Annotated in this window: 14 protein-coding genes and 1 pseudogene; 5 read left to right on the top strand and 10 right to left on the bottom strand. The window is 62.5% G+C overall.

Annotated features, from left to right (window positions below):
- Positions 1-74: 74 nt before the first annotated feature.
- Positions 75-3,248 (top strand): efflux RND transporter permease subunit, encoded by a 3,174-nt coding sequence (locus tag FHW69_RS06445; protein WP_183422148.1) that lies wholly within the window; start codon positions 75-77, stop codon positions 3,246-3,248.
- On the opposite strand, the gene FHW69_RS06440 is transcribed toward FHW69_RS06445, so the two are convergent.
- From FHW69_RS06440 to FHW69_RS06430, 3 genes are all read right to left on the bottom strand, one after another.
- The gene (locus FHW69_RS06440; protein WP_183422147.1) at positions 3,232-4,686 is read right to left on the bottom strand and encodes an MATE family efflux transporter; all 1,455 of its coding nucleotides are present in this window, start codon (positions 4,684-4,686) and stop codon (positions 3,232-3,234) included. The genes FHW69_RS06445 and FHW69_RS06440 overlap by 17 nt on opposite strands.
- 12 nt (positions 4,687-4,698) lie before the next feature.
- Positions 4,699-5,268 carry a DUF2239 family protein gene (locus tag FHW69_RS06435; protein ID WP_183422146.1) on the bottom strand — a complete coding sequence of 190 codons (570 nt, stop codon included), beginning with the start codon at positions 5,266-5,268 and terminating at the stop codon, positions 4,699-4,701.
- A gap of 77 nt (positions 5,269-5,345) precedes the next feature.
- Positions 5,346-8,654: an EAL domain-containing protein gene (locus FHW69_RS06430; protein ID WP_183422145.1), complete on the bottom strand. Its 3,309-nt coding sequence runs from the start codon at positions 8,652-8,654 to the stop codon at positions 5,346-5,348.
- A gap of 250 nt (positions 8,655-8,904) precedes the next feature.
- On the opposite strand from FHW69_RS06430, the gene FHW69_RS06425 reads away from it, so the two are divergent.
- Complete coding sequence (locus tag FHW69_RS06425; RefSeq protein WP_183422144.1) at positions 8,905-9,432, top strand: acyloxyacyl hydrolase; 528 nt, start codon at positions 8,905-8,907, stop codon at positions 9,430-9,432.
- A gap of 76 nt (positions 9,433-9,508) precedes the next feature.
- Here FHW69_RS06425 and FHW69_RS06420 read toward each other — a convergent pair whose 3' ends face one another.
- A complete protein-coding gene (locus FHW69_RS06420) occupies positions 9,509-9,841 on the bottom strand; it encodes a hypothetical protein (RefSeq protein WP_183422143.1) in 333 nt (110 codons plus the stop codon).
- A 511-nt stretch (positions 9,842-10,352) separates the two neighbouring features.
- On the opposite strand from FHW69_RS06420, the pseudogene FHW69_RS06415 reads away from it, so the two are divergent.
- Both FHW69_RS06415 and FHW69_RS06410 read left to right on the top strand, forming a co-directional pair.
- Positions 10,353-12,029: pseudogene (locus tag FHW69_RS06415) on the top strand (type IV secretory system conjugative DNA transfer family protein); the annotation flags it as partial.
- A gap of 1,386 nt (positions 12,030-13,415) precedes the next feature.
- On the top strand, positions 13,416-15,083 hold the full coding sequence (locus tag FHW69_RS06410; protein ID WP_183422141.1) for a hypothetical protein: 1,668 nt from the start codon (positions 13,416-13,418) through the stop codon (positions 15,081-15,083).
- A 100-nt stretch (positions 15,084-15,183) separates the two neighbouring features.
- On the opposite strand, the gene FHW69_RS06405 is transcribed toward FHW69_RS06410, so the two are convergent.
- From FHW69_RS06405 to FHW69_RS06385, 5 genes are all read right to left on the bottom strand, one after another.
- Positions 15,184-16,710 (bottom strand): DHA2 family efflux MFS transporter permease subunit, encoded by a 1,527-nt coding sequence (locus FHW69_RS06405; RefSeq protein ID WP_183422140.1) that lies wholly within the window; start codon positions 16,708-16,710, stop codon positions 15,184-15,186.
- A gap of 100 nt (positions 16,711-16,810) precedes the next feature.
- The gene (locus FHW69_RS06400; protein WP_183422139.1) at positions 16,811-18,016 is read right to left on the bottom strand and encodes an HlyD family efflux transporter periplasmic adaptor subunit; all 1,206 of its coding nucleotides are present in this window, start codon (positions 18,014-18,016) and stop codon (positions 16,811-16,813) included.
- Positions 18,017-18,033: 17 nt separating this feature from the next.
- Positions 18,034-19,494 (bottom strand): efflux transporter outer membrane subunit, encoded by a 1,461-nt coding sequence (locus tag FHW69_RS06395; protein WP_183422138.1) that lies wholly within the window; start codon positions 19,492-19,494, stop codon positions 18,034-18,036.
- A 27-nt stretch (positions 19,495-19,521) separates the two neighbouring features.
- Entirely contained in the window at positions 19,522-19,980 is a 459-nt protein-coding gene (locus FHW69_RS06390) for a MarR family transcriptional regulator (protein ID WP_183422137.1), read from the bottom strand.
- A gap of 91 nt (positions 19,981-20,071) precedes the next feature.
- Complete coding sequence (locus FHW69_RS06385) at positions 20,072-20,323, bottom strand: hypothetical protein (protein ID WP_183422136.1); 252 nt, start codon at positions 20,321-20,323, stop codon at positions 20,072-20,074.
- 143 nt (positions 20,324-20,466) lie between these two features.
- Here FHW69_RS06385 and FHW69_RS06380 point away from each other — a divergent pair, with 143 nt between their 5' ends.
- The gene (locus tag FHW69_RS06380) at positions 20,467-21,255 is read left to right on the top strand and encodes a helix-turn-helix transcriptional regulator (protein WP_183422135.1); all 789 of its coding nucleotides are present in this window, start codon (positions 20,467-20,469) and stop codon (positions 21,253-21,255) included.
- Positions 21,256-21,261: 6 nt separating this feature from the next.
- On the opposite strand, the gene FHW69_RS06375 is transcribed toward FHW69_RS06380, so the two are convergent.
- Positions 21,262-23,658, bottom strand: coding sequence for a prolyl oligopeptidase family serine peptidase (locus FHW69_RS06375; RefSeq protein WP_183422134.1), 2,397 nt, complete (start codon positions 23,656-23,658; stop codon positions 21,262-21,264).
- Positions 23,659-23,766: the final 108 nt, after the last annotated feature.

Raw genomic sequence — 23,766 nt, 5'->3', positions numbered from 1 at the left:
CACGCAACCCCGCTCCACGACAGGCATAAAGGCTGTCGTGGGCGGTTATGCTTGCCGCGCTACAGGGAGTGTTCGTGAATATCTTTGCCCCATTTATCCGCAGACCCATCGGAACGTCGCTGCTTGCGATGGGCCTGACGCTTGCCGGCATGATTGCCTACGCCTTGCTGGGCGTGGCTGCGCTGCCGTCCATCGACGTGCCCGCCGTGTTCGTGTCGGCCCAGTTGCCAGGCGCCAACGCCCAGACGATGGCGTCCACAGTCATTGCACCGCTTGAGCGCCACCTGGGACAGATTCCCGGCGTCGACAAGCTTTATTCCAATAGCACCGAAGGCTCGGGCTTCGTGCAGGTCCGCTTCAACATGGATCGCAGCACCGAGAAGGCAGCACGCGACGTGCAGGCTGCCATCAACGCCGCCATGCCCGACCTTGCGCCCGGCATGCCTTCGCCGCCCCAGTATTTCAAGTTCGACACCAGTTCCATTCCCGTGCTGCTGGTGTCGATCACGTCCAAGTCGCTGCCGCCAGACAAGCTGTACGACACGGTCGACACGCTGCTGGCTCCCGCCGTGGCGCAGATTCCTGGCGTCTCCCGTGTCCAGGTATTCGGCGGCACGCCGCACGCGGTGCGCGTGGAACTGGACACCAAGGCGCTGGCGTCCAAGGGACTGACGGCCAACGATGTGTCCAATGCGCTGCATGCAGCCAACGTGACCTCGCCGCAGGGCATCATCAGCAACGGCGCAACCCAGATGACGGTGCTGGCCAACGACAGCCTGCACGAACCCAAAGACTTCGCCTCACTGCTGATCGCCGTGCGCAACACCGTGCCCGTGCGTCTGGGCGACATCGCCAAGGTGCAGAGCGGCCCCCAGGACGAGTACCAGGCCGCATGGTTCCAGGGCGAGCGCGCGGTCACGATGCAGATCCGCAAACGTCCCGAGGCCAACTCCATCGAGACCGCCGAGGCGATCCGCGAGGCGCTGCCGCGCTTTGCCAGTTCGCTGCCAGCCGACGCGGTGGTCACGCCGATCTTCGACCTCACCCAGACGACGCAGTCCGCACTTCATGAGGTGAAGATCGCGCTGCTGATCAGCATCATGATGGTCGTGGCGGTGATGATGGTGTTCCTGCGCCGCCTCGGCCCGACCATGATCGCCACGCTGTCCGTGCCGCTGTCGCTGGCGGGCGCGTTCGTGATGATGTGGACCCTCGGCTATACGCTGAACACGCTGTCCCTGATGGCGCTGGTGCTTTGTATTGGTTTCGTCGTGGACGATGCCATCGTGGTGATCGAGAACATCGTGCGGCACATGGAGAAGGGTGCCTCGCCGATGGAGGCCGCGCTGGAAGGCGTGCGCGAAATCGGGTTCACCGTCATCTCCATCACGCTGTCCCTTGTGGCGGTATTCGCGCCGCTACTGTTCGGCAACAACCTCATCATCAAGCTGTTGCGCGAGTTCTCGGTGACGCTGGCATCGGCGGTGCTGATCTCCGCAGTGGTGTCGCTCACGCTGACGCCGGCCTTGTGTGGCCGATACCTCAAGCATGAGGAGGCCGATCGCAAGGTGTCCCGATTCGAGCGCGCGCTCGAACGGTTCGACAACGGTTTGCAGCGCATTTACCAGAACGCCCTGGACTGGGCGCTCCGGCATCGCCGCCTGATGCGCTGGCAGCCGTTGCTGCTGCTGATTGCCACGGTGGGACTGGCGATGGGTGTGGTCAAAACCGCCGGCGGCGGATTCATGCCCGAGGAAGACACCGGCATGATGCAGGCGGATGTCACCGCAGACGCCAACATTTCACCGGATGAAATGGCCCGTCGCCTCAAGCGGGTGGGCGAAATCATGCAGAAGGACCCGGCCGTGCAGGACGTCACGACCATTCTGGGCAACGACAATGGCGGCGCTGTTGGCAACAGCGGCACGATGTTCGTGGACCTCAAACCATTCGGGCATCAGCCCGGCCAGCGAGAGGACAAGATGAAACAGGTGATGGAGCGCCTGGGCAAGTCGTACGAAAAACTGTCTGACGTGCAGGTCTTCCTGAGTCCCGTGCAGTTCCTGGGTGGGGGCGGCAACAGCAGCAACCGTGGCCAGTATTCGTTCCAGCTCATCAGTACCAACGGTGAGCCACTTCAGGAATGGGCGCTGAAAACGGTGCGCAAGCTTCGCACGATGAAGGAAATGCGCGACGTCGGCAGCGACTTCGATATCGTGGGCAAGCAGCAGATGCTGAAAGTGGATCGTGATACGGCCGGGCGTCTTGAGGTCGGCATGGGAGACATCGATTCGGCGCTGTACAACGCGTTCGGACAGCGTCAGGTGTCTATCATCTATTCGGACATCAACCAGTACTGGGTCGTGCTGACGGCAGCCTCTGCGCAGACGCTGAGTCCCGATGCCCTGCTCAATACCTTCGTGAAGAACGCCAAGGGCACGATGGTGCCGTTGTCAGCGGTGGCACATATCGAGCCGATTGCCGCGCCCAGCGCGGTGACCCACCAGAACCAGTTCGAGTCGGCCGACATCACCTACAACCTGGCGCCCGGCATTTCACCGGACAAGGGCAACGCGCTGGTGGAGCAGGCCATTGCGGAAATGCAGTTTCCGGAAGGCATCCGCATGGACTTCACGGGTGAGAACCAGCGCCTCAAGGATGCACAGTCCAACGGCATGGTGCTTCTCATCGCCGCGATTCTGGCGGTCTATATCGTGCTGGGCATTCTCTACGAAAGCCTGGGCCACCCGCTGACCATCATCTCCACGTTGCCAGCGGCTGGCGCAGGTGCCTTCCTCGCCATGCTGGTCACCCAGACCCAGCTCACGCTGATGGCCATCATCGCGGTGTTGCTGCTGATCGGTATCGTGAAGAAGAACGCGATCATGATGGTGGACTTTGCGCTGGTCGCCGAACGCGAACATGGCATGACGCCCGTGCAGGCCATCCGCGAAGCTGCGCTGGTGCGTTTCCGTCCGATCACCATGACCACGCTGGTGGCGATGGGAGCGGCGCTGCCGCTGGCCATCGGCTTTGGTGTGGGTTCGGAAATGCGTCGCCCGCTGGGTATCGCCATCGTAGGCGGCTTGCTCGTATCCCAATTGCTGACCCTGCTGAGCACGCCCGCCATCTATCTGTGGAATCACGACCGCAAGGAGCGCCGTGACGCCCGCCGCTACCGCCGCGAAGTTCGCCGCACAAACCGCGAACTCCGCGACCAGGGTGGCCTGCTCAGTCCTGAGGTGTGACCGTGAGGGCGGGCGCTCCGGCGCCCGTCGTCGGGGCCTGTTCCGCTGGCGGTGTCTGCTCTGGCAACAGCATGCGCGCCTTGCGCCAGTTGCCGAACCGGTAGTAACCGATGGCCAGCGTCACCGACACCAGCGAGCCGACCGGAAAGCTCCACCAGATGGCATCCGCGCCATAGCGCGGTTCCAGCAGGGCCGCGAACGGATAGCGCACAAGCCACATCGAGATCACCAGGATCACCAGCGGCGCCATCACGGCACCCGTGGCACGCACCACGCCAAACAGCACGAAGGTCACGCCGAAGAACAGGAACGACCAGACCACAATGGCGTTCAGATGCTGCGCAATGCTGATGGCGTCGCCATCGTCTGGCAGGAACAGGCCCAGTGCCGCACGGTTGAACAGGTAGATCAGCGCCACCAGCGCGCCGGTCAGCACAAAGTTGTACATCACGCCCACCCGGCCAATCGTCGTCACCCGATCCCACAGCCGTGCGCCGACGTTCTGCGCCACCATCGACGACACCGCCGAACCCACGGCCAGTACCGGCATCTGGATGTACGTCCAAAGCTGGGCGGCAGCGCCATAGGCTGCCGTGGTCTGCGAACCATGGCGATTGACCAGCGCGATCATCACGATGGCGGAGGATGAAATCACCACCATCTGCAAACCCATCGGCAAGCCTTTGACGATCAGCGACTTAAGAATCGCCGGGTCCGGGCGAAGCAGGCCGAGTTCGCCCCGCCGTATGCACAGGAAATGTTTGCGGTGGTACAGATGAAAGATCAGGCCGCCCAGCGACACCGTCTGCGCAATCAGCGTAGCGACGGCGGAACCTGCAATGCCCATTCGCGGAATCGGGCCGATACCGAAGATGAAAACCGGGTTCAACGCCACGTCCAGCACGACCGACAACAGCATGAACATGAAAGGCGTGCGCGAATCACCGGCGCCGCGCAGCGTCATCATCAGGAAGTTGTAGAAATACATCGGTGGCAGCGCCACGAAGATGATGCGCAGGTACGCGATGGCGTACGGTTGCGCGTCATCCGGTGTGCCCATCGCGCGCAGCAGCGACGGCGTGACAATGAAACCGAGCAATGCCACCAGTATCGACAGCAACGCGAAGAAACTGGTGCACGTACCCACCACACGACGTGCTTCGGCAATGTTGCCCGCGCCCGTGGTCTGGCCAACCAGAATGGTGGTGGCCATGCTGATGCCGAACACCACGCCCAACAGGAAAAAGAGAATGAGATTGGCGTTGGACGTTGCGGCGAACGCCGATTCCCCGAGGTAATGACCCACCCAGACCAGATTGATCGAAGCATTGAGGGACTGAAGCACGTTGCTGCCGAGGATCGGCAGCGCGAACATCAGGAGTGTGAGCGGGATGGGTCCCCGCGTCAGTAAATCCTTGCCAGCAGCAGGCGGTGCCATAAGGTTCCAGGGTCAGGGAGTGCGGCCGCGCGCAATGTCGGCGAGGTAAAGGATATGGTCGCGCACATCGGCCGGCCACGGTGCGATGAGGCGCTCGAAGGTGTCGCGATCCTGCCGGTTGAACGCACGCGACGCTTCTTCGTAGTCGGGCAGGTTGCCGCCGGTCGCATACATGAAGTTGTACACCGCATCGCGCGCAGCGCGCTGTGCATCGACCGGCGCCGAACCGCGACTGGCGTGCTCCACCAACCGGCGAAGCGCAACTGACGCGCCACCGGGCTGGCCAGCCAGCCAGTCCCAGTGACGGGGCAGCAGGGTGACTTCACGAGCGACGACGCCCAGACGCGGCCGACCCGGCCCGCGTCGCGCGGCCGCAGGCTCAGCGGGCTGTAGTCGTCCCAGCACGTCCTCGACACTGCCGCGGAAGTCGATATCCAGCGCCCGACCGGTCGCATCATCGAACAGCGACACGGTGGCGTCCGGACGTTCATCCAGAAGGCGCTTGCAGTGGCTGGCCACCTCGGCGAGGGGACCTGCGGCGAGGCGGCGCGTGCCTTCAAAGGCGATATAGGAGTGGGGCATGGGAGGGCACCATGTGACGTTGGCGCGATATTACCCGGGTTAAATAGAAGCCACAATATACCCGGGTATAAATTATTTCAGCGCGTGCTGGCGAGCTGCCGGGTCCCCAGCATGTCGGCCAGGCGGTCCAGCGGCACCGGCCGGGAAAACAGGAAACCCTGCATCCGGTCACAACCCGCTGCCAGCAGCCATTCGCGCTGGCGGTCGGTTTCCACGCCCTCGGCGATGACGCCCAGATGCAGGCTCTGCGCCATGAAAATGATCGAGCGGCAGATGGAGGCATCCACCTCGTCGTGCAGCAGCGCGGTGGTGAAGTGCCGGTCGATCTTGATGGTGTCCAGCGGAAGCCGGCTCAGATAAGTGAGGTTGGAATACCCCGTGCCGAAGTCATCCAGTGCGATGGAAACACCCATCGCGCGCAATTCGCGCAGCGTGCGGATGGCGCGATCCGGATCGGTGAGGAACGCGCTTTCGGTCAGTTCGAGTTCCAGACCATCCGCGCTGGCACCGGTGTCTGCCAGCGCCTCAGCAACCACGGCGACCAGGTCGGTATGCACCAACTGTTGCGCCGAGATGTTCACGGCCACGCGACAGGGGTGACCCACAGCCGCGGCAATCGCGCGCTGCTGCCGACACGCCTCGCGCAGCACCCACTTGCCGATGTGCACGATGGCACCGGTCTCTTCCAGAAGTGGCACGAGACGGTCGGCGCGCGACAGCTCCCCGGGGCCGGCAGGCCAGCGCAACAGCGCTTCCACGCCGATTACGCTGCCATCGGCGCCATGCTGCGACTGGTAATGCAGGGCCAGCTCGTGATCCAGCGACGTGCCGGACAAGCGCGACAGCACGGCCAGCCGCGCCATCGCCACATCGTGCATTTCAGACGAATAGCGACGCCATGTGTGCCTGCCCTTGCGCTTGGCGTCATACATGGCGGTGTCCGCATTGCGGATCAGCGTCTCGGCATCGTTGCCGTCGCGCGGTGCGAAGGCGACCCCGATGCTGCATTTGATGTGTTGCTCAGTGCCACCCACGATGAAAGGCGCTTCAATGGCTTGCTGGATGACGGGAAGCACATCGAGTGCGCGAGCGGGCGAACAGGAGAACGGAATCGCCGCCACGAATTCGTCGCCACCAAAGCGGCCGACGTAACTACGGTCGTCGATGGCATCGGTGAGTCGAAGCGTCACGTCCCGCAGCACTTCGTCGCCCAGCATGTGGCCCAGCGCATCGTTGATGAACTTGAAATGGTCCAGGTCGATGAACAGCAACATCAGGCCTGACTGGCTCGCCGCCGCCTCCATGATCATCTCGTCCAGATGCGCCTGAAGGGCGCGCCGATTGGGCAAACCCGTCAATTCGTCGTGCGTGGCCTGGTAGGCCAGACGCTCTTCGTAGCGGCGCTGATCGGTCATGTCACGCACGATGATCTGCGTGCCGCTGCCGCGTGCATCGTGATAATCGGAGAACGCCAGCTCTGCCTCGAACGGTGCGCCCTGATCGGGATTCAGCCATGCATTGATGTGCGTGCCGTGCGGCGCCAGGCCACGCGTAACGTTCAGCGCATCGCTGTCCATGAAGTCTGCGGCGGCGCGCGCGGTCAGCGTGCGACCGTCACGGCCAAGGCGTTCTTCCGCCTGACGGTTGGCGTAGACGATCTCGTCATTACGGACGATCAGCAGCGGCAGCGGCATCTGTTCCACCAGCAACCGGTACGCGGACTCGCGCTCTTCCAGCGCGCGGCGCGCCTGCATCTGAGCCGTCTGATCGCTGAGGCCGCCGACGGAACGTATGGCGTTCCCCTCTTCATCGCGAATGATGTATGCACGCGCCATTACGTCAACGTAGTCGCCCTGCTTGCGGCGCATGCGATAACCCATGCGCCAGGTGAGCGCCTTGCCGCGCACGGCGGCGGCGAAACCATCAACCACCTGCTGACGGTCGTCCGGATGCAGGCGCCCGAGCCACGCGGACAGACCGTTGTCTTCGTCGCGCGAATAACCGTAACGGATATAGAAGGCGTCGCTCCACCACACACTTTCCCCTTGCAGGTCGATGTCCCACACCGCATCGTTGGTGGCGCGCGCCAGCATGCGCAAGCGCGCTTCGCTGGCGGCGAGTTCACGCTCGGCCGTGAACTTGGCGGTGAAATCGAGGCCGACGATCAGGCGCGCCTGCTTCCCGAAGAAGTCGATATGAGCGCCCTGGCAACGCATGTAGATGAGATGGCCATCGCGATGCCGGTGCATCCACGTATGGGCCTCATCGAACGCCGTTCCGTCATCCAGCAGGCGTCGCAGACGCGGCTCTTGATCAGCAGCGTGCAGGTCGTTGATGGTCAGCTCGAGAAATGCGGCCCGCTCGTAACCGTAAGTGGCCAGGGCCGCTTCGTTGACCGCGAGAATCTTCTGCGTATGCGCATCGAAGATCCACGTAGGCAGAGGGCTGTGATCGAACAGGAACCGGTACTGTGCTTTCAGGCCATCCTGTTGCCGGTATGCGCGGCCCAGCCATACGGTGAATGCGACCAGCAGCAGGATGAGCGCGAGGGCGGCCAGCGCCGAGGGCATGGCCTGGCGCTGCCATGCAAGGGTGAGCGCACGCCGGTCCACGCCCACCAGAACAATGTAGGGATGGGTTTCAGAGGCGGCATAGCTGTAAAGGCGTCCCTGCGGCCCTTCCGTATCGAAGTGTCCGGTTTCCCCGGGCGCCGGGACGTGCCGGTCCCAGATGGTCGACTCGTCGCCATGGTTCGACACCAGCACGCGACCATGCCGTGAAAGCACGGCGATGGAGGCTCCCGGCGCGAGGCCGGTATGACGAAGACTCTCGCCGACACGAGCGCTGTCGATCTCGGCGGCAAAGGCCGAAGGCATGCGGATGCGCGAGCCCACAATCACCCGGATGGCGCGCGGGGCATCGTCGCCATTGCCGGCGGCCACCGCCACGCGAACGGGGACACCCAGCATTTCCTGGGGAGCGGTACGCAAAGAAGGCTGCCAGTCCACGGACAACGAGCCGGAACTGGCGACGACTTTCCCCTCGTCATCCAGCGCGACGAAGCTGGAAAGCTCAGGGTGGCGTGCACGCACTTCCGCCAGACGGGTGTGAAGCAGGCCAAGGTCGGGGGAATCCACGGCGTTGCGCAGCGCGATGAGCGGACCCAGGCTGGCGTCCACCTGCAAATCGACCACCCGCACGATGCCTCCGGCTACGCCTTCTGCCTGCTGGCGCGCGGCTGTGACCATGGACCCATAGCTGTCGATCAGGGACGCGCCCACCAGCACGATGATGCCGATGGACAACACCGACGCCACCGACCAGGTGGCACCCCGAAAGCGCCGCGTGCGCGCTCGCGAACCTACTGCGTCCTCCGCCGCTGCCACCACCTGGATTCATCTCCCCTATGCACCCGAGCGCGCGCCCAGACTATCCGGCGAATGTCGCCCGTCTCAAGCTATCGGCCGCAAAGGGGGGCGCTTGAGGGCTGGGCAGGCTAGGCGGAATGCGGGTTTCCGGACATTTTGCGACAAATCGGAAAAATAGTTGTCGTGGCCCCCTTTTTTCACAACCGGCAGACACCATTTACCGAACTATTCGGTTCACAAACAAAAATCTGCCAGGAAATAACGCTCCATGCGCCCGTCCAAACTTGCCCTCGGCCTTGTGGCCGCGCTGTCCTTCGCCGCCACCATCCCGGCAATTGCTCAAACCCATATCGAGGTCCAGGGTGGTCGCAGTTACATGGACGATCACGGCACGGCTGCCTTCTTCATCGAGTCGGTTTTCGCACCCAATCCCATGGGCAACAGCCGGTTTACCTGGTCCCCTGACGTGTCGCTGGGCTACATCAAGGGCCGCCAGATTGAACGCTACGCCAGTTCCAATCCGGGCGTGACCGATCACGTGCTGATCGGTGCCGCCGGTGCGCGCTTCCATTACGGCAGCGCAGGCGACTGGTATCAGCCGCTGTTCTTCAGCTTCCAGGTCGCTGGCCAGACCGGACGCACGCAGGCACTCAGCAGCGCTTACGAATTCGTCAGCACACTGGGCTGGCAGTACAAGAACGTAAGCCTGCAGGTTCGCCACATTTCCAACGGCAGCTTCAAGAAGCCGAACCGTGGCGAGACAATGGCGCTGGTGGGTCTGGGTTTCGATCTCTGACCGGTTTGCACTAAATAAGCCTCCTGCCGGCACGTCTGTTCCGGCAGGAGGTTTTTTTTGTGGCTTGCTGTTGGGGTTACGCGCGTTTCCCTGATGTCGGGGTGCAGTGATCGTCGCCTCGCGCTTCGCCGCACAACCCCATAATCACATCCGAGGGAATGAACTCGACCCGGCTGTAGCGGATCGCGTCAATCGCAGGCTTCGACTCTTCGATGAGCCGCTTCGCCATGCGGGCAGTACGCCGCCATACCGCAGGATTCATGTCGGCCTCGAACGTGTGAGAGAGCACGTCGAGCACATCTGTCGCATCGTTGAGCCGCCCGACAACAGCGCTGTGCAACTGGTCGTTGCTGAGTTCAACGTCGCTGTGGCACGACGGACATGAAAGGGTTTGGCGGGTCGGGTTCATGACGGTTCCTTTTGCCTCGATGAGTCCGCCCCTGCGTGTGCAGGTGGCGGACGTGTCGGGGTGGAAGACCGGTCCATTCGTTCTGTACCCGGTCAGGCGCGAGCCTGCCCGACACGCCCGCCGTAAGCACGTGCGCATAGAACACAGGCGGCGAACCGCCTGTGTGAACAATGGATACGGGCTTCCACACCCGGCCGCCGAGGATTCGGCGACGCGGGAAGCATCCCGACTCGCCGCAGGCGTAGCCATCCGATTATTCCGAAAAAATCGTCGGAATTATTTGAGAGCGCTGAATCGGCGATGCAACACGCATCGCTGGCATGCGATGAGTCAATTCGTAACCACACCGCATGCACGACAACACGATCCACAGAAAACGCCTACACAAGAAAACGCCGCCAAACCCTTGCGCTTAGCCGTTCCAGACGATTGCGTATGACACGCGCGGTCGTTCAACACGATGCACTGTGGCTAGACTCCGCACACCCAACAGGCACGGAGCGCCGCGCAAGTGAACTACCCATGGAAAGCTGTCTGCGCGATAGCGCTGCTTCTGGCGGCCATCGTCGCCGGCGCCTATGCGTCAGGCTATCTTCTGCTCGTTGTCATCAACGCAGACATACCGCTGACCTTCCGCGTCTGGTGGGATAGCTACCGGGACGCGCAACTTCCCGAATACAAACACTTCCGCCTGAAGGTCTACATCACGGGCATCGTGGGTTTCGGCTTGCCACTCTTTGCATGGGTGTGTTGCCTGATGCCGCTACTGAAGGCGAAGCCCCGCTCACTTCACGGTGACGCACGCTTCGCCGGTCTCCGGGATCTGAAGAAAAGCCGTCTGCTGGCCGAGTCGCCCAACGGCATCATCGTGGGCAAGTTCGGCCGCAAGCTGATTCGACTGAGCGGACAGCAGTTCGCCATCCTCGCCGCACCCACCCGTTCGGGAAAAGGCGTGGGCGTGGTGATTCCGAACCTGCTGGACTATCAGGAATCCGTCGTGGTGCTGGATATCAAGCAGGAGAACTTCCAGCTGACCAGCGGCTGGCGCAAAGCGCAGGGCCAGGAGGTGTATCTGTTCAACCCGTTCGCCGAAGACGGGCGCACCCATCGCTGGAATCCACTCAGCTACGCGTCGCCCGACCCATCGCTTCGCATCGCCGATATCCAGGCCATGGCCGCGATGCTGTATCCGGACGCAGGCGAGGCACAGAAATTCTGGGTCAACCAGGCACGCCATGCGTTCATGGCGTTCGCGCTCTATCTGTATGAAAGCTACGACAGGGAAATCACCCTGGCACTGCCCACCTCCACGCACCGGTTTCCGACACTGGGCGAGATCTATCGACTCTCCTCGGGAAATGGCAGCGACCTGCGCAAGCATATCGAAACCCTGCGCAACAGCGATTTTTTGAGTAAGGAGGCCAAAGGCGCCTTCAACAACCTGCTGTCGCAGGCCCGAGACACCTTTTCCTCCATCATGGGAAGTTTCAAGGCGCCGTTGAATGCCTGGATCAACCCGGCACTGGATGCCGCCACCAGCGGAAACCACTTCCGGCTCACCGACGTGCGCAGAAAGAAGATGACGATCTATATCGGCATCCAGCCCAACAAGCTCGCCGAAAGCCAGTTGATCGTCAACCTGTTCTTCAGCCAGCTCATCAACGAGAACACGCGCGAGCTTCCGCAAAACGACGCAACGCTGAAACATCAGTGCCTGCTGCTGATGGACGAGTTCACCTCCATCGGGAAGATCGACATCCTGGCCAGAGCCGTGTCCTACATGGCCGGCTACAACCTGCGCCTTCTGCCCATCATCCAGAGCATGGCCCAGCTGGATGCGACCTACGGCAAGGACATATCCCGCACCATCATCACCAACCACGCGCTACAGATCATCTACGCGCCCCGCGAACAGAACGACGCGAACGACTATTCCCAGATGCTCGGATACACCACCGTATCGAGAGACACGATCTCACGCGGCGAAGCAGGACCATCACGCACACGCACCGAAGAGCGTCGTGCGTTGATGCTGCCCCAGGAACTGAAAGCCCTGGGCACCGACAAGGAAGTGATTCTTTACGAAGGCATCGCCCACCCCGTGCGCTGCCAGAAGATTCGCTACTACCAGGACAAGCGATTCACCGCACGCCTGCTTCCCCCCGTGGAAGTGGCGGCACTCACCATGGAGAGGCCTATGCCCATCGGTAAAAAGACCATCGCCGTCGCTGCCGTCGCAGGACTGGCCGTGGCAGGGTTGTCAAAAGCATCAACGCCCCCCCCGGCACCGCCCGTCCCGGCTATTGAGGCCACGACGGAAACACCACCCCCGCCCTCAGCCAGTGACGTGGCCGAGCAAGCAGCGACGCGCTTTCTCGACTTTGTTGCGGGGTTGAGTCGTACGGCGGATATCACGCAGGCAGCGATGGAGCGTGCGTTCCACTTATCTTTGAGTGAAATTCGACCCGGCACGTACTTTGTCGAACAGAAGATCGGGGCCGGCTGGATTTACTCCGTCGCTTACCGAGCTCCCCGGCCTGATACAAAAGCTGGCTTCGCGTTCGATTTCTATCACCCAGACCGAACATCCGATCCAACGCTCATCTGCGTTATGGATCTGGAGCGAATCCGCTCTGCTCTCATTCCCCGTGGATTCAAAGAATGGACAAATCCTCGGCATCACGGAGGCATCAGCTCATGGAATTTCGAGAAAGAGGACTTGGTTGTCATGATTCTTTCCAGAGATTTTTCAACCGATAGCCATGGCAGGGAGTGTGTGCTGTTGGTGCAAACCCGCGACTTAAAATAAGCAAAGGGATTAACTATGCCAAGGACACATCAGGCGCTCGAAAGCGCCGCCATGCAACTCGCCAGACAGCGAGAGGTACATGCCAATGGGTAACAAAACAATCACCGCCGTCGCTATGGCAGCGATGGCAGTGGCAGGGCTTTCGCAAGCATCTACACCCATCTCTTCATCGCCCGTACTGGACAGTCGGGCCACGTCGAATACACCACCATATCCCCCTGCCAGTGACGTGGCCGAGCAAGCAGCGACGCGCTTTCTCGACTTTGTTGCTGGGTTGAGTAGTACAGCGGATATCACGCAGGCAGCGATGGAGCGGGCGTTCCACTTATCTTTGAGTGAAATTCGACCCGGCACGCACTATGCCAAACGGCAGATCGGGGCAGGCTGGATTTACTCCGTCGCGTACCGGGCACCCCAGCCAGATACAAAGCCCGGTTTCGCTTTGCGCTTCTACAACAAAGATCTCACTGCTGACCCAACGCCTGTCTGTGCATGGATCTGGATCGAATCCGCTCTGCACTCATTCCCCGTGGATTCAAAGAATGGATACAGCCCGAACATCATGAACGCATCAACTCATGGAACTTCGAGAAGTGAGACTTAATTGTCTTCGTCATGTCCACTGACTTTTCGATTGCGGCCAAAGACCGGGAATGCATTCTTCTAGTGCAAACCTTCGACTTAAAGTAACCAAAGGAAATCACTATGCCAAGGACAAATCAGGCACTCGATAGCGCGCTCACGCAGCTTGAGAACCAACCGAATGTGTCGCCCGGACAGATGGAACAATTCAGGTCGACGCTAAAAGCAGACAAGATCCTTCTTGGATTATTGAATGCCGCCGCTGCCTCCGGTGCGGTAAAGCACTTTGCCGTGCAGTCCGCTGACGGACAAGCCATTCCCACCGGGCACTTCAACCCCACGAGCGGTACAGTCACCCTGCCGGCAAGCTCGTTCACCCCTCCCACCACGCGGCCATCCGCCGACCTTCGGGCCGTGTTGCGCATCCAGTCGATGGTGGTCGCTCTCTCCTCGAGGCAGTACGAAGACGAGACAGAAACAAAGCGGCTGCCCTGTGCGGAAATGATCCATAACCTGCAAGACACGTTGAACAGCTCCCCTCATCTGGCCGCCGAGGTCAAAAGGGCCGCCACCACCTACGCACAAGACAACACCGCTCCCATGATCCTGGAGTCGTTCCAGATTCTGGGGCCCCGCGCCGGCGCTGGCGTCGGCGGAAGCTATGACAGTGAGCACCGTGCCCTGAACCTTCCGAGCGCCTCGCTTGTCGTCAAAGGACCCCATCACCCGCAGGGAAGTTACCGGCCCCATGACCTGACATTTGTGATCGGTCACGAGGCGCAGCATGGCTTCAACAGCGCCGCCACCGCCAGGGCGGTCAGAACGTTTGATAACGACGTTCACAAGGTCGCGTCCACCCGGGAAGAGGCACACGACTATACGCAGCCCGTCGGGCGCTTCATTCAGTCGAGCAGAGACGACGAGGCGAAAGCAGAAATTGCTGGATGGAATGCGCTTCATAGTCGTGTCCAGCAATCCCATCCGAATATGACGCTCGACGACATACTCAATGCAGCACACGACCGGGCAGAAGATTTCTTGATGCGAGTAGGTCAGGACAAGTCCTTACCCCGATCAAACATCCACCTCAACCCCGACCTGTCGATGCCCTTCACCCCCACCAACATCGCGGGCATGGGCGAAAACTATTTCAACCGCCCCAGCCCGTTGCACAAACAACCCGACGACACGCGGCAGGTGATGACGCTGGGCGCCAAAGGCATAGGCGACTATCCGGACTTTTACGGGAACTGGGCCGTGAAGATCATCGCAGAGGCGGAACAGAAGAGCCCGACCGTTCACGGCAAGAAACCGGAGGTGCAGATCAACATGGAGCACCTGGGCCTGCATGAAGATGTCATCGAGCCACTGGGCCTCGGCCTGCCCTCCAAGCGATCGCTTCCGTATGCCGATACCAGCCGGTCGCCCGCGTCACGGAGCCACTTCGATCACACGCTGGATGGCCCGCACCAGTTTTCGCATGTTCCCGAGTCACCCATCAACGCGCGACCCGCCCCGTTGATGAACTCCGCGCTGCACCGCGAACTCCGCGACGCCTTGCCCGCCGAGACCTCGCCCGACCGGCTGGCGCAAATTGCGTGGGCGGTAAAGAAAGGCGGCATCGAAGCAGGACATATCCGCACGATGGATATCGAAGGCGAAAGACTGATGCTCACCGGCCTCACCCCCGGCACCCACGCCGTCATCGACCTCAGTACGCCACCACCACCCGCGCTGGAAAGCGACAACCATTTCCATGCGCTCGTTGAGCGACAGATGCAGAGGGACCTGGAGCGGCAACACGAACTGAGCCAGGAGCTACGTGGCCCGTCCATGTCGCTTTGCCGGTAGGCACGTCTCGCGACGAGATGGCGCGGATGGTCCTGGCAAAAAAAAACCTGCTGTCGGGACATCTGTCCTGACAGCAGGTTTTTGGCTCTTCACGAGTGGATCAGTGACCGGCTGCTTCCGGGCCTGCTTTCGCGCCAAAGGGTGGCTTGGCCAGCCAGACGACGAAGACCAGTGCAATGAATATCCAGCCGAGGATGTGGAACACCTCGTTGAACGACAGCTGGAATCCCTGCTGGGTGATCATCTGGTTGATCTGGGCGGCCGCCAGTTGCGTATCGCCGTGTCCCATCTGCTGGATGGCGGCTTGCGCCGTGGGATCGAACGCCGTGATGTGTTCGGACAGTTGCGCGTGATGCACCACGGCTCGTCGCTCCCACAGATACGTGGTGAGTGACGCCGCAAAGCTGCCACCCAGCGTACGCAGGAAGGTGGCCAGGCCCGAACCGCTGGCAATCTCGTTCGGCTTCAGGTCGGACAGCAGGATGCTGAGCACCGGCATGAAGAACAGCGCGACACCCAGGCCCTGCAACAGCTGCACCATGGCCACGTGATAGAAGTCGACCTCAAGGTAGAACTCCGAGCGCAGGAAGCACGTGGCGCCCATCACGATGAACGCGCCGGAAGCCAGCACACGCAGATCGAACTTGTGCGCGTAACGACCCACGAAGGGCGTGAGGATCACAGGCAGGATGCCCAATGGCGCCGCCGCAAATCCCGCCCATGTGGAGGTGTATCCCACGTTGCGTTGCAACCACTGTGGCACCAGCAGACCGATGGCGAAGAACGCCGCGTACGCGAGCACCAGCGCCAGCGTGCCCATCGCGAAGTTGCGATGGCGGAACAGGCGAAGGTTCACGATCGGGTCCTTGTCGGTGAGTTCCCAGATCAGGAACACGGCAAGACCGATGGCGGCAATGATCGAGGTGATGACGATGAACTGCGAGGAGAACCAGTCTTCGTCGTTGCCCTTGTCCAGCACGATCTGCAAGGCGCCCACACCGATGATGAGGGTGATGAGACCGATGTAGTCGACCTTCGGACGCTCGGTGACTTCCGGACGCCCCTTCATCTGGTTGGCGACCACCATGCTGGCGAAGATGCCGATGGGGACGTTGATGAAGAAGATCCAGGGCCACGAGTAGTTGTCGGTGATAAGACCGCCAAGAATCGGGCCCGCAATGGGCGCGACGACGGTGACCATCGCCAGCAGGGCCAGGGCCATGCCTCGTTTGGCAGGTGGATAAATGGAGATCAGCAAGCTCTGCGTGATCGGATACATCGGGCCGGCAACCGCACCCTGGATCGCGCGGAACAGGATCAGCATGCTCATGCTCTGCGCGATACCGCACAGGAACGAGGCGAGCGAGAAGAGCAGCGTCGCCCACACGAACAGCTTCACTTCACCAAAACGGCGGGTGAGGAAGCCGGTGAGTGGCAACGCGATGGCATTGCTGACGGCGAACGACGTGATGACCCACGTGCTCTGGTTGGAGCTGACGCCAAGGTTGCCCGCGATGGTGGGCAACGATACGTTGGCGATGGTGGTGTCCAGCACCTGCATGAACGTGGCCAGCGAGAGGCCGACCGTCGCTAATGCAAGATTGGGTGGACGGAAGTTGGTGCTCATCGTATGGCCTGATCCGGAAGGGGTGACCGGGATGACCGGCGACGCCACGCTTTCACGTCACGTCGCCTGTCACTCCCACGGCTGGGGGTTCTTCCTTCGGTTACTTCGGCGCCTGCTGGCTCTCACCGGCCGCCACGTTTTCATGGATGATCTTTTCGATCTCGACGTCGGCATTCTTCAGCTGCGCGTCGTACACGGTCGTGCTGAAGGCGGGCTTGGTCGGCGCCTGCTGGGCAAGCAGCGCACCGTTCTGGTCATGCAGACCCACCGTTACCTTCGTGGACAGACCGAGGCGCAGCGGATTCTTTTCCAGCTGCTCCGGCTTGGTGAACACGACACGCACCGGCACGCGCTGCACGATCTTGATCCAGTTGCCCGTGGCGTTCTGTGCGGGAAGCAGCGAGAAGGCGCTGCCCGAGCCGATGCCAAGGCTCTGCACGCGCGCGTCGTACTTCACGCCGCTGCCGTAGACGTCTGCGGTAACTTCCACCGGCTGACCGATGCGCATGTGGCTGAGCTGGGTTTCCTTGAAGTTGGCGTCGATCCACACTTCATGAAGCGGAACCACGGCCATCAGCGGAGCGCCCGGCTGCACGCGCTGGCCAACCTGCACCGAACGCTTGGCGATGTAGCCGTCGACCGGTGCCACCAGCGTGGTGCGGATGTCGTCCAGATAGGCCGAGCGCAGCTTGGCGGCTGCCGCGCGAACATCAGGATGCGAGGCAACGACGGTATCGTCGACCAGCACCTTGCTGCTGTTGTACGACTGCTGCGAGGAAGCCAGCGCACTTTCGGCGGAGGTCAGCGTGTCCTGAGCGTGCGACAGTTCTTCGGCCGAAATCGCGCCGGACCTGGCAAGGTCACGACGACGGTTGAAGTCGGCACGAGCCTTGTCGACAGCGGTCTTGCGAACGGCGACGTCGGCCTGGGCGCTGGTCACATTGTTGTACAGGCCACGCACTTTACGCACGGTGTTGGCCAGGTTGGCGCGCGCGCTTTCCAGCGCCACGTCGGCATCGCTGGGATCGAGCTTCACCAGCGTGTCGCCCTGATGCACCAGGTCGCCATCATCGGCACCGATGCTGATGACCGTGCCGTTCACCTGCGGGGTGATCTGCACGATGTTGCCATTGACGTAGGCATCGTCGGTGTCCTCGTACCAGCGACCATCAACGAAGTACCACACCACCCAACCCGCGATGCCGAGAACGACAACGAGCATGAGCAGCTTGAGGAAGAAGCCGCGACGGCTCTTCGGGGGCGGCGCAACGACGGCGCCGGCCGGGGCGGAAGTTTCTTGTGACATCGGGGCAGCCTCGTTACTTAGTTATTGACTGGCGCAGCGCTGGCGACCGGCAGGTCACCTGCCTCGGGACGGAAACCGCCGCCGAGCGCCTGAATGAGTTGGACGGACAGATCGACCTGCTGCGCGCGGAGGGCAGCCATGCGCTGCTCAGCAATCAGAAGCTGCTGGCGCACGCTCAGCGATTCGAGATAGCTGCCCACGCCGGCCTTGTAACGCTGCTGCGACAGGTCGTATGCCTGCTGGGCTGCGTTCTGGGCGCGCTGCTGCGCGTCGATCTGCGTGGTCATGGAATCCAGGCCCGACAGATCGTCCGCCACTTCGTTGAGCGCGCCGACCAGCGTCTTGTTGTACTGGGCCACGGCCAGGTCGTACTCGGCATCCTTGCTCGCAAGATTGGAACGCAGACGTCCGCCGTCGAAGATCGGCAGGCTGACGGCCGGCGCCACTTCATAGAAGCGGTCGCGCGAGCTGAACAGGCCATTGGAACCGCCGCTCGCCAACGCCGCCATGGCACCGAGGCTGATGTTGGGCAGGAACTCGGTCTTGGCCGATGCGATGTCTTTGGACGCCGCTTCGACGCGCCAGCGTGCAGCGACCAGATCGGCACGACGGCCCAGCAGATCGGCCGGCACGGTGGACGGCACCGCGACGGCTGCCGGGTTCAGCGGGGCGGGGCGGGCGATGTCCAGACCGCGATCCGGCCCCTTGCCCAGCAACACCGACAGCGACGAGCGGGCGGAATCGATCGCGCGCTCTGCCACGGCCACTTCGCCTTCGGCGCTGGCGACTTCGCCGTCGCCCTGCTTTAGGGTGATCTGGTTGTCGACACCGGCGGCAACGCGCTGCCGGGTGAGGTCACGCGATGCCTTGCTGCGATCCAGTTCGGCCTGGGCCACATCGAGCTGGGCATAGGCATAGCCCAGCTGCGAGTAAGCGCGGGCCACATTGGCCGACAGCTCGATGCGCGCAGCGCGGGCGTCGATTTCGCTGGCATGCGCGGTGCCTACGGCCGCTTCCCAGGCGTCACGCTTGCCGCCCCATACGTCCAGATCCCACGAGAAGCTGGCATAGCCGTACTTCGCCCATGAGAAATGACCACCGACGGGCTCGGGGATCAGCGAATTGGGCAGGCGGGCACCGGCCACGCTGGCGCCCGCATTGAGCTTCGGGCTGCGTGCGGCGTCGGCCGAACCGGCTTGCGCCTGAGCCTGACGCGCGCGGGCATCGACCGAAGCCAGATCCGGGTTGTTCTTCAGCGCTTCGTCGATAAGGGCGTTGAGCTGACTGTCGCCAAGCCCCGTCCACCAATCAGCAGCGGGCCACGCTGCCGGCGTCACGCTGCCTTTGGAAAGGCTGCGTTCGGCGTGCAGTGAAGCGGGATCGGTCAGGGTGCCTTCGGGGTGCAGGCCGCCGCTGCTTGCGCAGCCGGCAAGAACCAACGCCAATCCGGTGGCCGCCACGAGTGTGTGCAGACGCATAAATAGTTGCCTGGGCAGAAGTTCAGTTCAGTCTTTCTCGCGAAGCGCACGGAGCACGCGTTCGAGGTAATCGTGCAAGCGGTCGCGCTCTTCCTGGTTCAGGTCGCGCTGTGCGCGTTCCAGGGTCGCGGCGTTGCTGTCGTACATGTGCTTCCACAACGCCTCGCCGGCCTCGGTCAGTTCGATGCGCAAGGCGCGTCGATCCTGTTCGTGAGGTGTACGTCGGAGGTAACCCTTTGTTTCCAGCTGGTCCAGCTGGCGAGTCATGGCGCCGCCATCGAGGTCGATGGCGCGGGCAAGCTCGGTAGCGGACTTCGGCCCACAGGTGGCCAGTTTCTTCAGCACCAGGAACTGCGTGAACCGCAGACCCACCCCCTGAGCGGCCAGCTCGGTCTCAAGCCGGCGCACGATCTCCGTACGAACCTGGCCCACGAGGGCGCCAAGTCTCTCCTGGTCGTCGATCGGGAAGCAGAGGGGGGTGTTCATGGCCGTGCATTTTATTGCTCAAAATATAGTTGTCAAGGCAAATAGATCAATAACATGTATTTTGAGTACTTTCTCAAAATCTAGTCAGCTATCAGCCAGAAACGGTCGCCAGTTCGTCGTTTACCAGGGCGGCCAGAGCGGGGTCCCGGATGGAGAACAAATCGAATGCACCCAAGGCTTTAAGCGTGGTCAGCTGGCCCACCAGGCGGCTCTCGTAGGTGCGACGGAGGGGCTCGGGCGTCATCGGATCGAGCATCGCCTGAGCGCAGACAACGAAGACAGTGAGGGCGTCGGAAGCGTCAGCGGTGCGCTCCACGATCTGTAATTGGGCAGGTCGATGCATCGGAATCTCCCGTGGGGATAGGGAAAGCCGGCCTCTGCGCTTGCGCGTGGGTTCGGTTGCCGGAGTCGGCGAGTCGCCATGTTAACCATGCGCAGCCGGGGCCTGATATCGTTATCTGGCCAACTTATGTCGAGATTCGGCCAATGCTCAACGAAGCCCTGCTACGCGCACTGGAAAGTGCGGAAGGTCCACCACTGGTGGCCTACAAAGCCGAACGCTCTATTCCACTGGCGGAATCGGACTGGCATTCGCACGTGCGCGGCCAGTTTTTCTATGTCGAGGAAGGGCTCTTTATCACCCAGACCGCCAAGGGTTCATGGCTGCTTCCGCCGCACCGCGCCGGCTGGCTGCCGCCCGGCGAAATGCACACGGTAAGCATCGCGGGTCCAAGTAGTGGCTGGGGCGTGTTCATTGCACCGGATGCGGCGCAGTGCCTGCCCAACTACGCATGCGTGGTGGGCGTGAATGACTTGCTGCGTTCCCTGGTGACCCGGGCCACCAGCTGGACGTTCGACGAGGAGCTGTCGGCCGAGCAGGAACGCATCATGGCCGTGCTGCTGGATGAAATCAGGCGCGCCCCCGTGGAGTCGCTGCATCTGCCGATGCCGGTGGACCGGCGCCTGCGCCGTGTGGCGATGGCCATGCTGGAACGCCCGGACGATAACCGCGGCATGGAAGAGTGGGCCACGTGGGCAGGGATGTCGTTGCGCACGATGAGCCGACTGTTCCGCCAGGAAACCCAATGCAGCATGGCGCAGTGGCGCCAGCAGGCGCGACTCACCCGGGCGCTGGAACGACTGGCCACGGGTGAAGCCGTGGCCAGTGTGGCCGATGCGCTGGGCTATGCCACGCCCAGCGCCTTCGTCGCAATGTTCCGCAAGGCTTTCGGTGAATCGCCAGGGCGCTACCTGAAGACCGTGGGAGCCCTCTGACGCGACTTACTGGCCCAGCTTCTGCTGGAACAGTTCGTCGATGCGGCGGTATTCGTCGTACCAGGAGTCTGGGTGAACGAAGCCGTGGCGCTCCATCGGGTACAGCGACATCCAGAAGTTCTTCTTGTGCAGTTCGATGAAGCGCTGGTACAGGCGGATGGAGTCGCTGGCCAGCACGTTGTCGTCGATGATGCCGTGCATGATCAGCAGCGGATCGGCGAGCTTGTCGGCGTATTCGATAGGCGAACTGGTGCGGTAGGCGGCCGGGTCGATCTGGGGATCGTTGAGGATGTTGGACGTGTACTCGTGGTTGTACGTGGTCCAGTCCGTTACCGGGCGCAGTGCGGCGCCCGCGGCGAATTCACCCGGCGCGCGCAGCAGCGACATCAGCGTCATGAAGCCGCCGTAGCTGCCGCCATAGATGCCCACGCGCTTCGGGTCCACGCCCTGGTTCTTCACCAGCCACGCCTTGCCATCGAGCAGGTCGTCCAGTTCCGGATGTCCCATGTCGCGATAGATCGCGGTGCGCCACGCGCGGCCGTAGCCTTCCGACGCGCGGTAGTCCATGTCCAGCACCACATAGCCGCGCTGCACCAGCAGGTTGTGGAACATCTGCTCGCGGAAGTACGCGGGATAGGACAGATGCACGTTCTGCAGATAGCCCGCACCGTGCACGAAGATCACAGCGGGACGGCCGGCCGCAGGCGCCGCTTCGGCGGATGCATAGAACTTCGACCATACCGTACCGGCGCCATGCGTCGAGGGCACGCCCACGATCTTCGGCGCGGTCCACGAACGGGCAGCGAAGTCCGGCTTGCGGGTATCGGTGAGATCACGCGGCGATGCACCGTCGCTGCCCTGCACAGCCAGTTGCGAGGGCACGTAGGCCGACGAATGCAACACGGCCAGCTGGGTGCCATCGGGCGACAGGGCGAAGTCGTCCATACCTTCGTAGTGAGTGACACGCTCGGCCGCGCCACCGGTCACCGCCACGCGATACACGTCGTAGCTGTAGGGCGCGGTCTGATTGCTGCGCAGGTAGAACCAGCGGCCGTCGCCGGAAAGCACCGGATGACTGACTTCGAACTGGCCGCGGGTCAACGCGACAGACGAGGCGCCCGCACGACGCGTGTACAGCTGCGAATAGCCCGATTCCTCGCTGAGGTACCAGAGCGTGGTGTTGTCCTTCAGCCAGCCGAAATCGTTGAAGTTCCAGTTGATCCAGGCGGCATCGGTGAGGCGGTGCTCGTTGACCAGGGCGTGCTTGCCAAGATCAATGGAGGCGATCCAGCGGTCCTTGTTGTCGACCGCGCGCAGTTGCACGGCGACATGGTGGCCGTCGTCGCTCCAGACGATGCCCGGGCTGTATTCGGCATTGATGGTCACCGGGCGTACGGCCGGTGCCTTCAGCGCATCGGCTTCGTCGTTCTTGCCAGCCTTGCGCAGCGCCGTGGCGCTCTCCGTGCGAAGCGCGGCAAGCGGGTCCTGGCTGATACCGGGCAACGCATCGGTCTTCAGCGCGAAGTGCTGGCGTGCGCGCACGTCCACCAGCAGCAGTGACTGCGGCGCGGGGTCCTTGCGCCCCACGTAGGTGCGCACGTCCTCCGATTCGGCGTAACCGGAATCGGTCACGTAGTGGGTCAGTTGGGGCGTCTTGCCACCATCCCGGTCCTTCGGCTCGGTAACCACGACCATCCAGCGACCGTCCGGGGACAGTTCGGTATCGACGATCCTGATGTCCTTGCCCAGATACACCGGCCGCGGTGCGCGGCTGGGGTCCGAGGCGGCGAGGTCGCGCTCGGCATCCCGCTTTGCGTTCTTGTCCGCCTTGATCTTGCGCAGGGTGCTGAAGAGTGCCTGCTGCCCGTCTTCCAGCGTGCTGGTGCTGGCCTCGTCCGGATCGTCGCCGACCTTCAGCACAGCCGCGGGCGCGGCAACGGCGGCGGCGATGTCATAGGTGAACCAGTCGTTGCCCACGCGGTACTGCAAGGCATGGCCGTCCGCCGAGAAGCGCGGCGAGGCCTCGTCTTCGCTGGTTCGGGTGACCTGAATCGTGCGGCCGCCATCGCGCAGGAACACGTCACCGTGGCGGATGAAAGCGGCGCGATGGCGATCTGCGTCGAACACGGCCGGGCCATCGGCACCCGCCACGGCGGCCGGGTCCAGGCGCTCGGGTTTGCCACCCGCCGCCGCCACGCGCCACAGATCACGCACGGAACTACCGTCGCGCTTCTGCGAGAAGTAGATGCTGCGACCGTCCACGCTCCAGTAGGGCGATTCCACCGCCGGCCCGATCCAGTCCGGATTGGCCATGATGGTTTCCATGTCGAGCCGGTCCACGGGGGCGGCAACGGCAGAGCCCGCGCCGAGAGCGGCGAACAGGGCAACGACAAGAGGACGCATGAGGGTTTTCCCTTGGGCAAATACTTTGAAGCATAGCGGAGCGGCCCGTGGCCGCAACCGCCAGGGGTCCCGCTGACGCGACGGCCGCGCGGAGTTACCCTCGGGGTT

The organism is Luteibacter sp. Sphag1AF (genome assembly GCF_014192715.1).
Classification (GTDB): Bacteria; Pseudomonadota; Gammaproteobacteria; order Xanthomonadales; family Rhodanobacteraceae; genus Luteibacter.
Note: the sequence above shows the minus strand (reverse complement) of the source record. Positions and strands in the feature narration are given on the sequence as shown.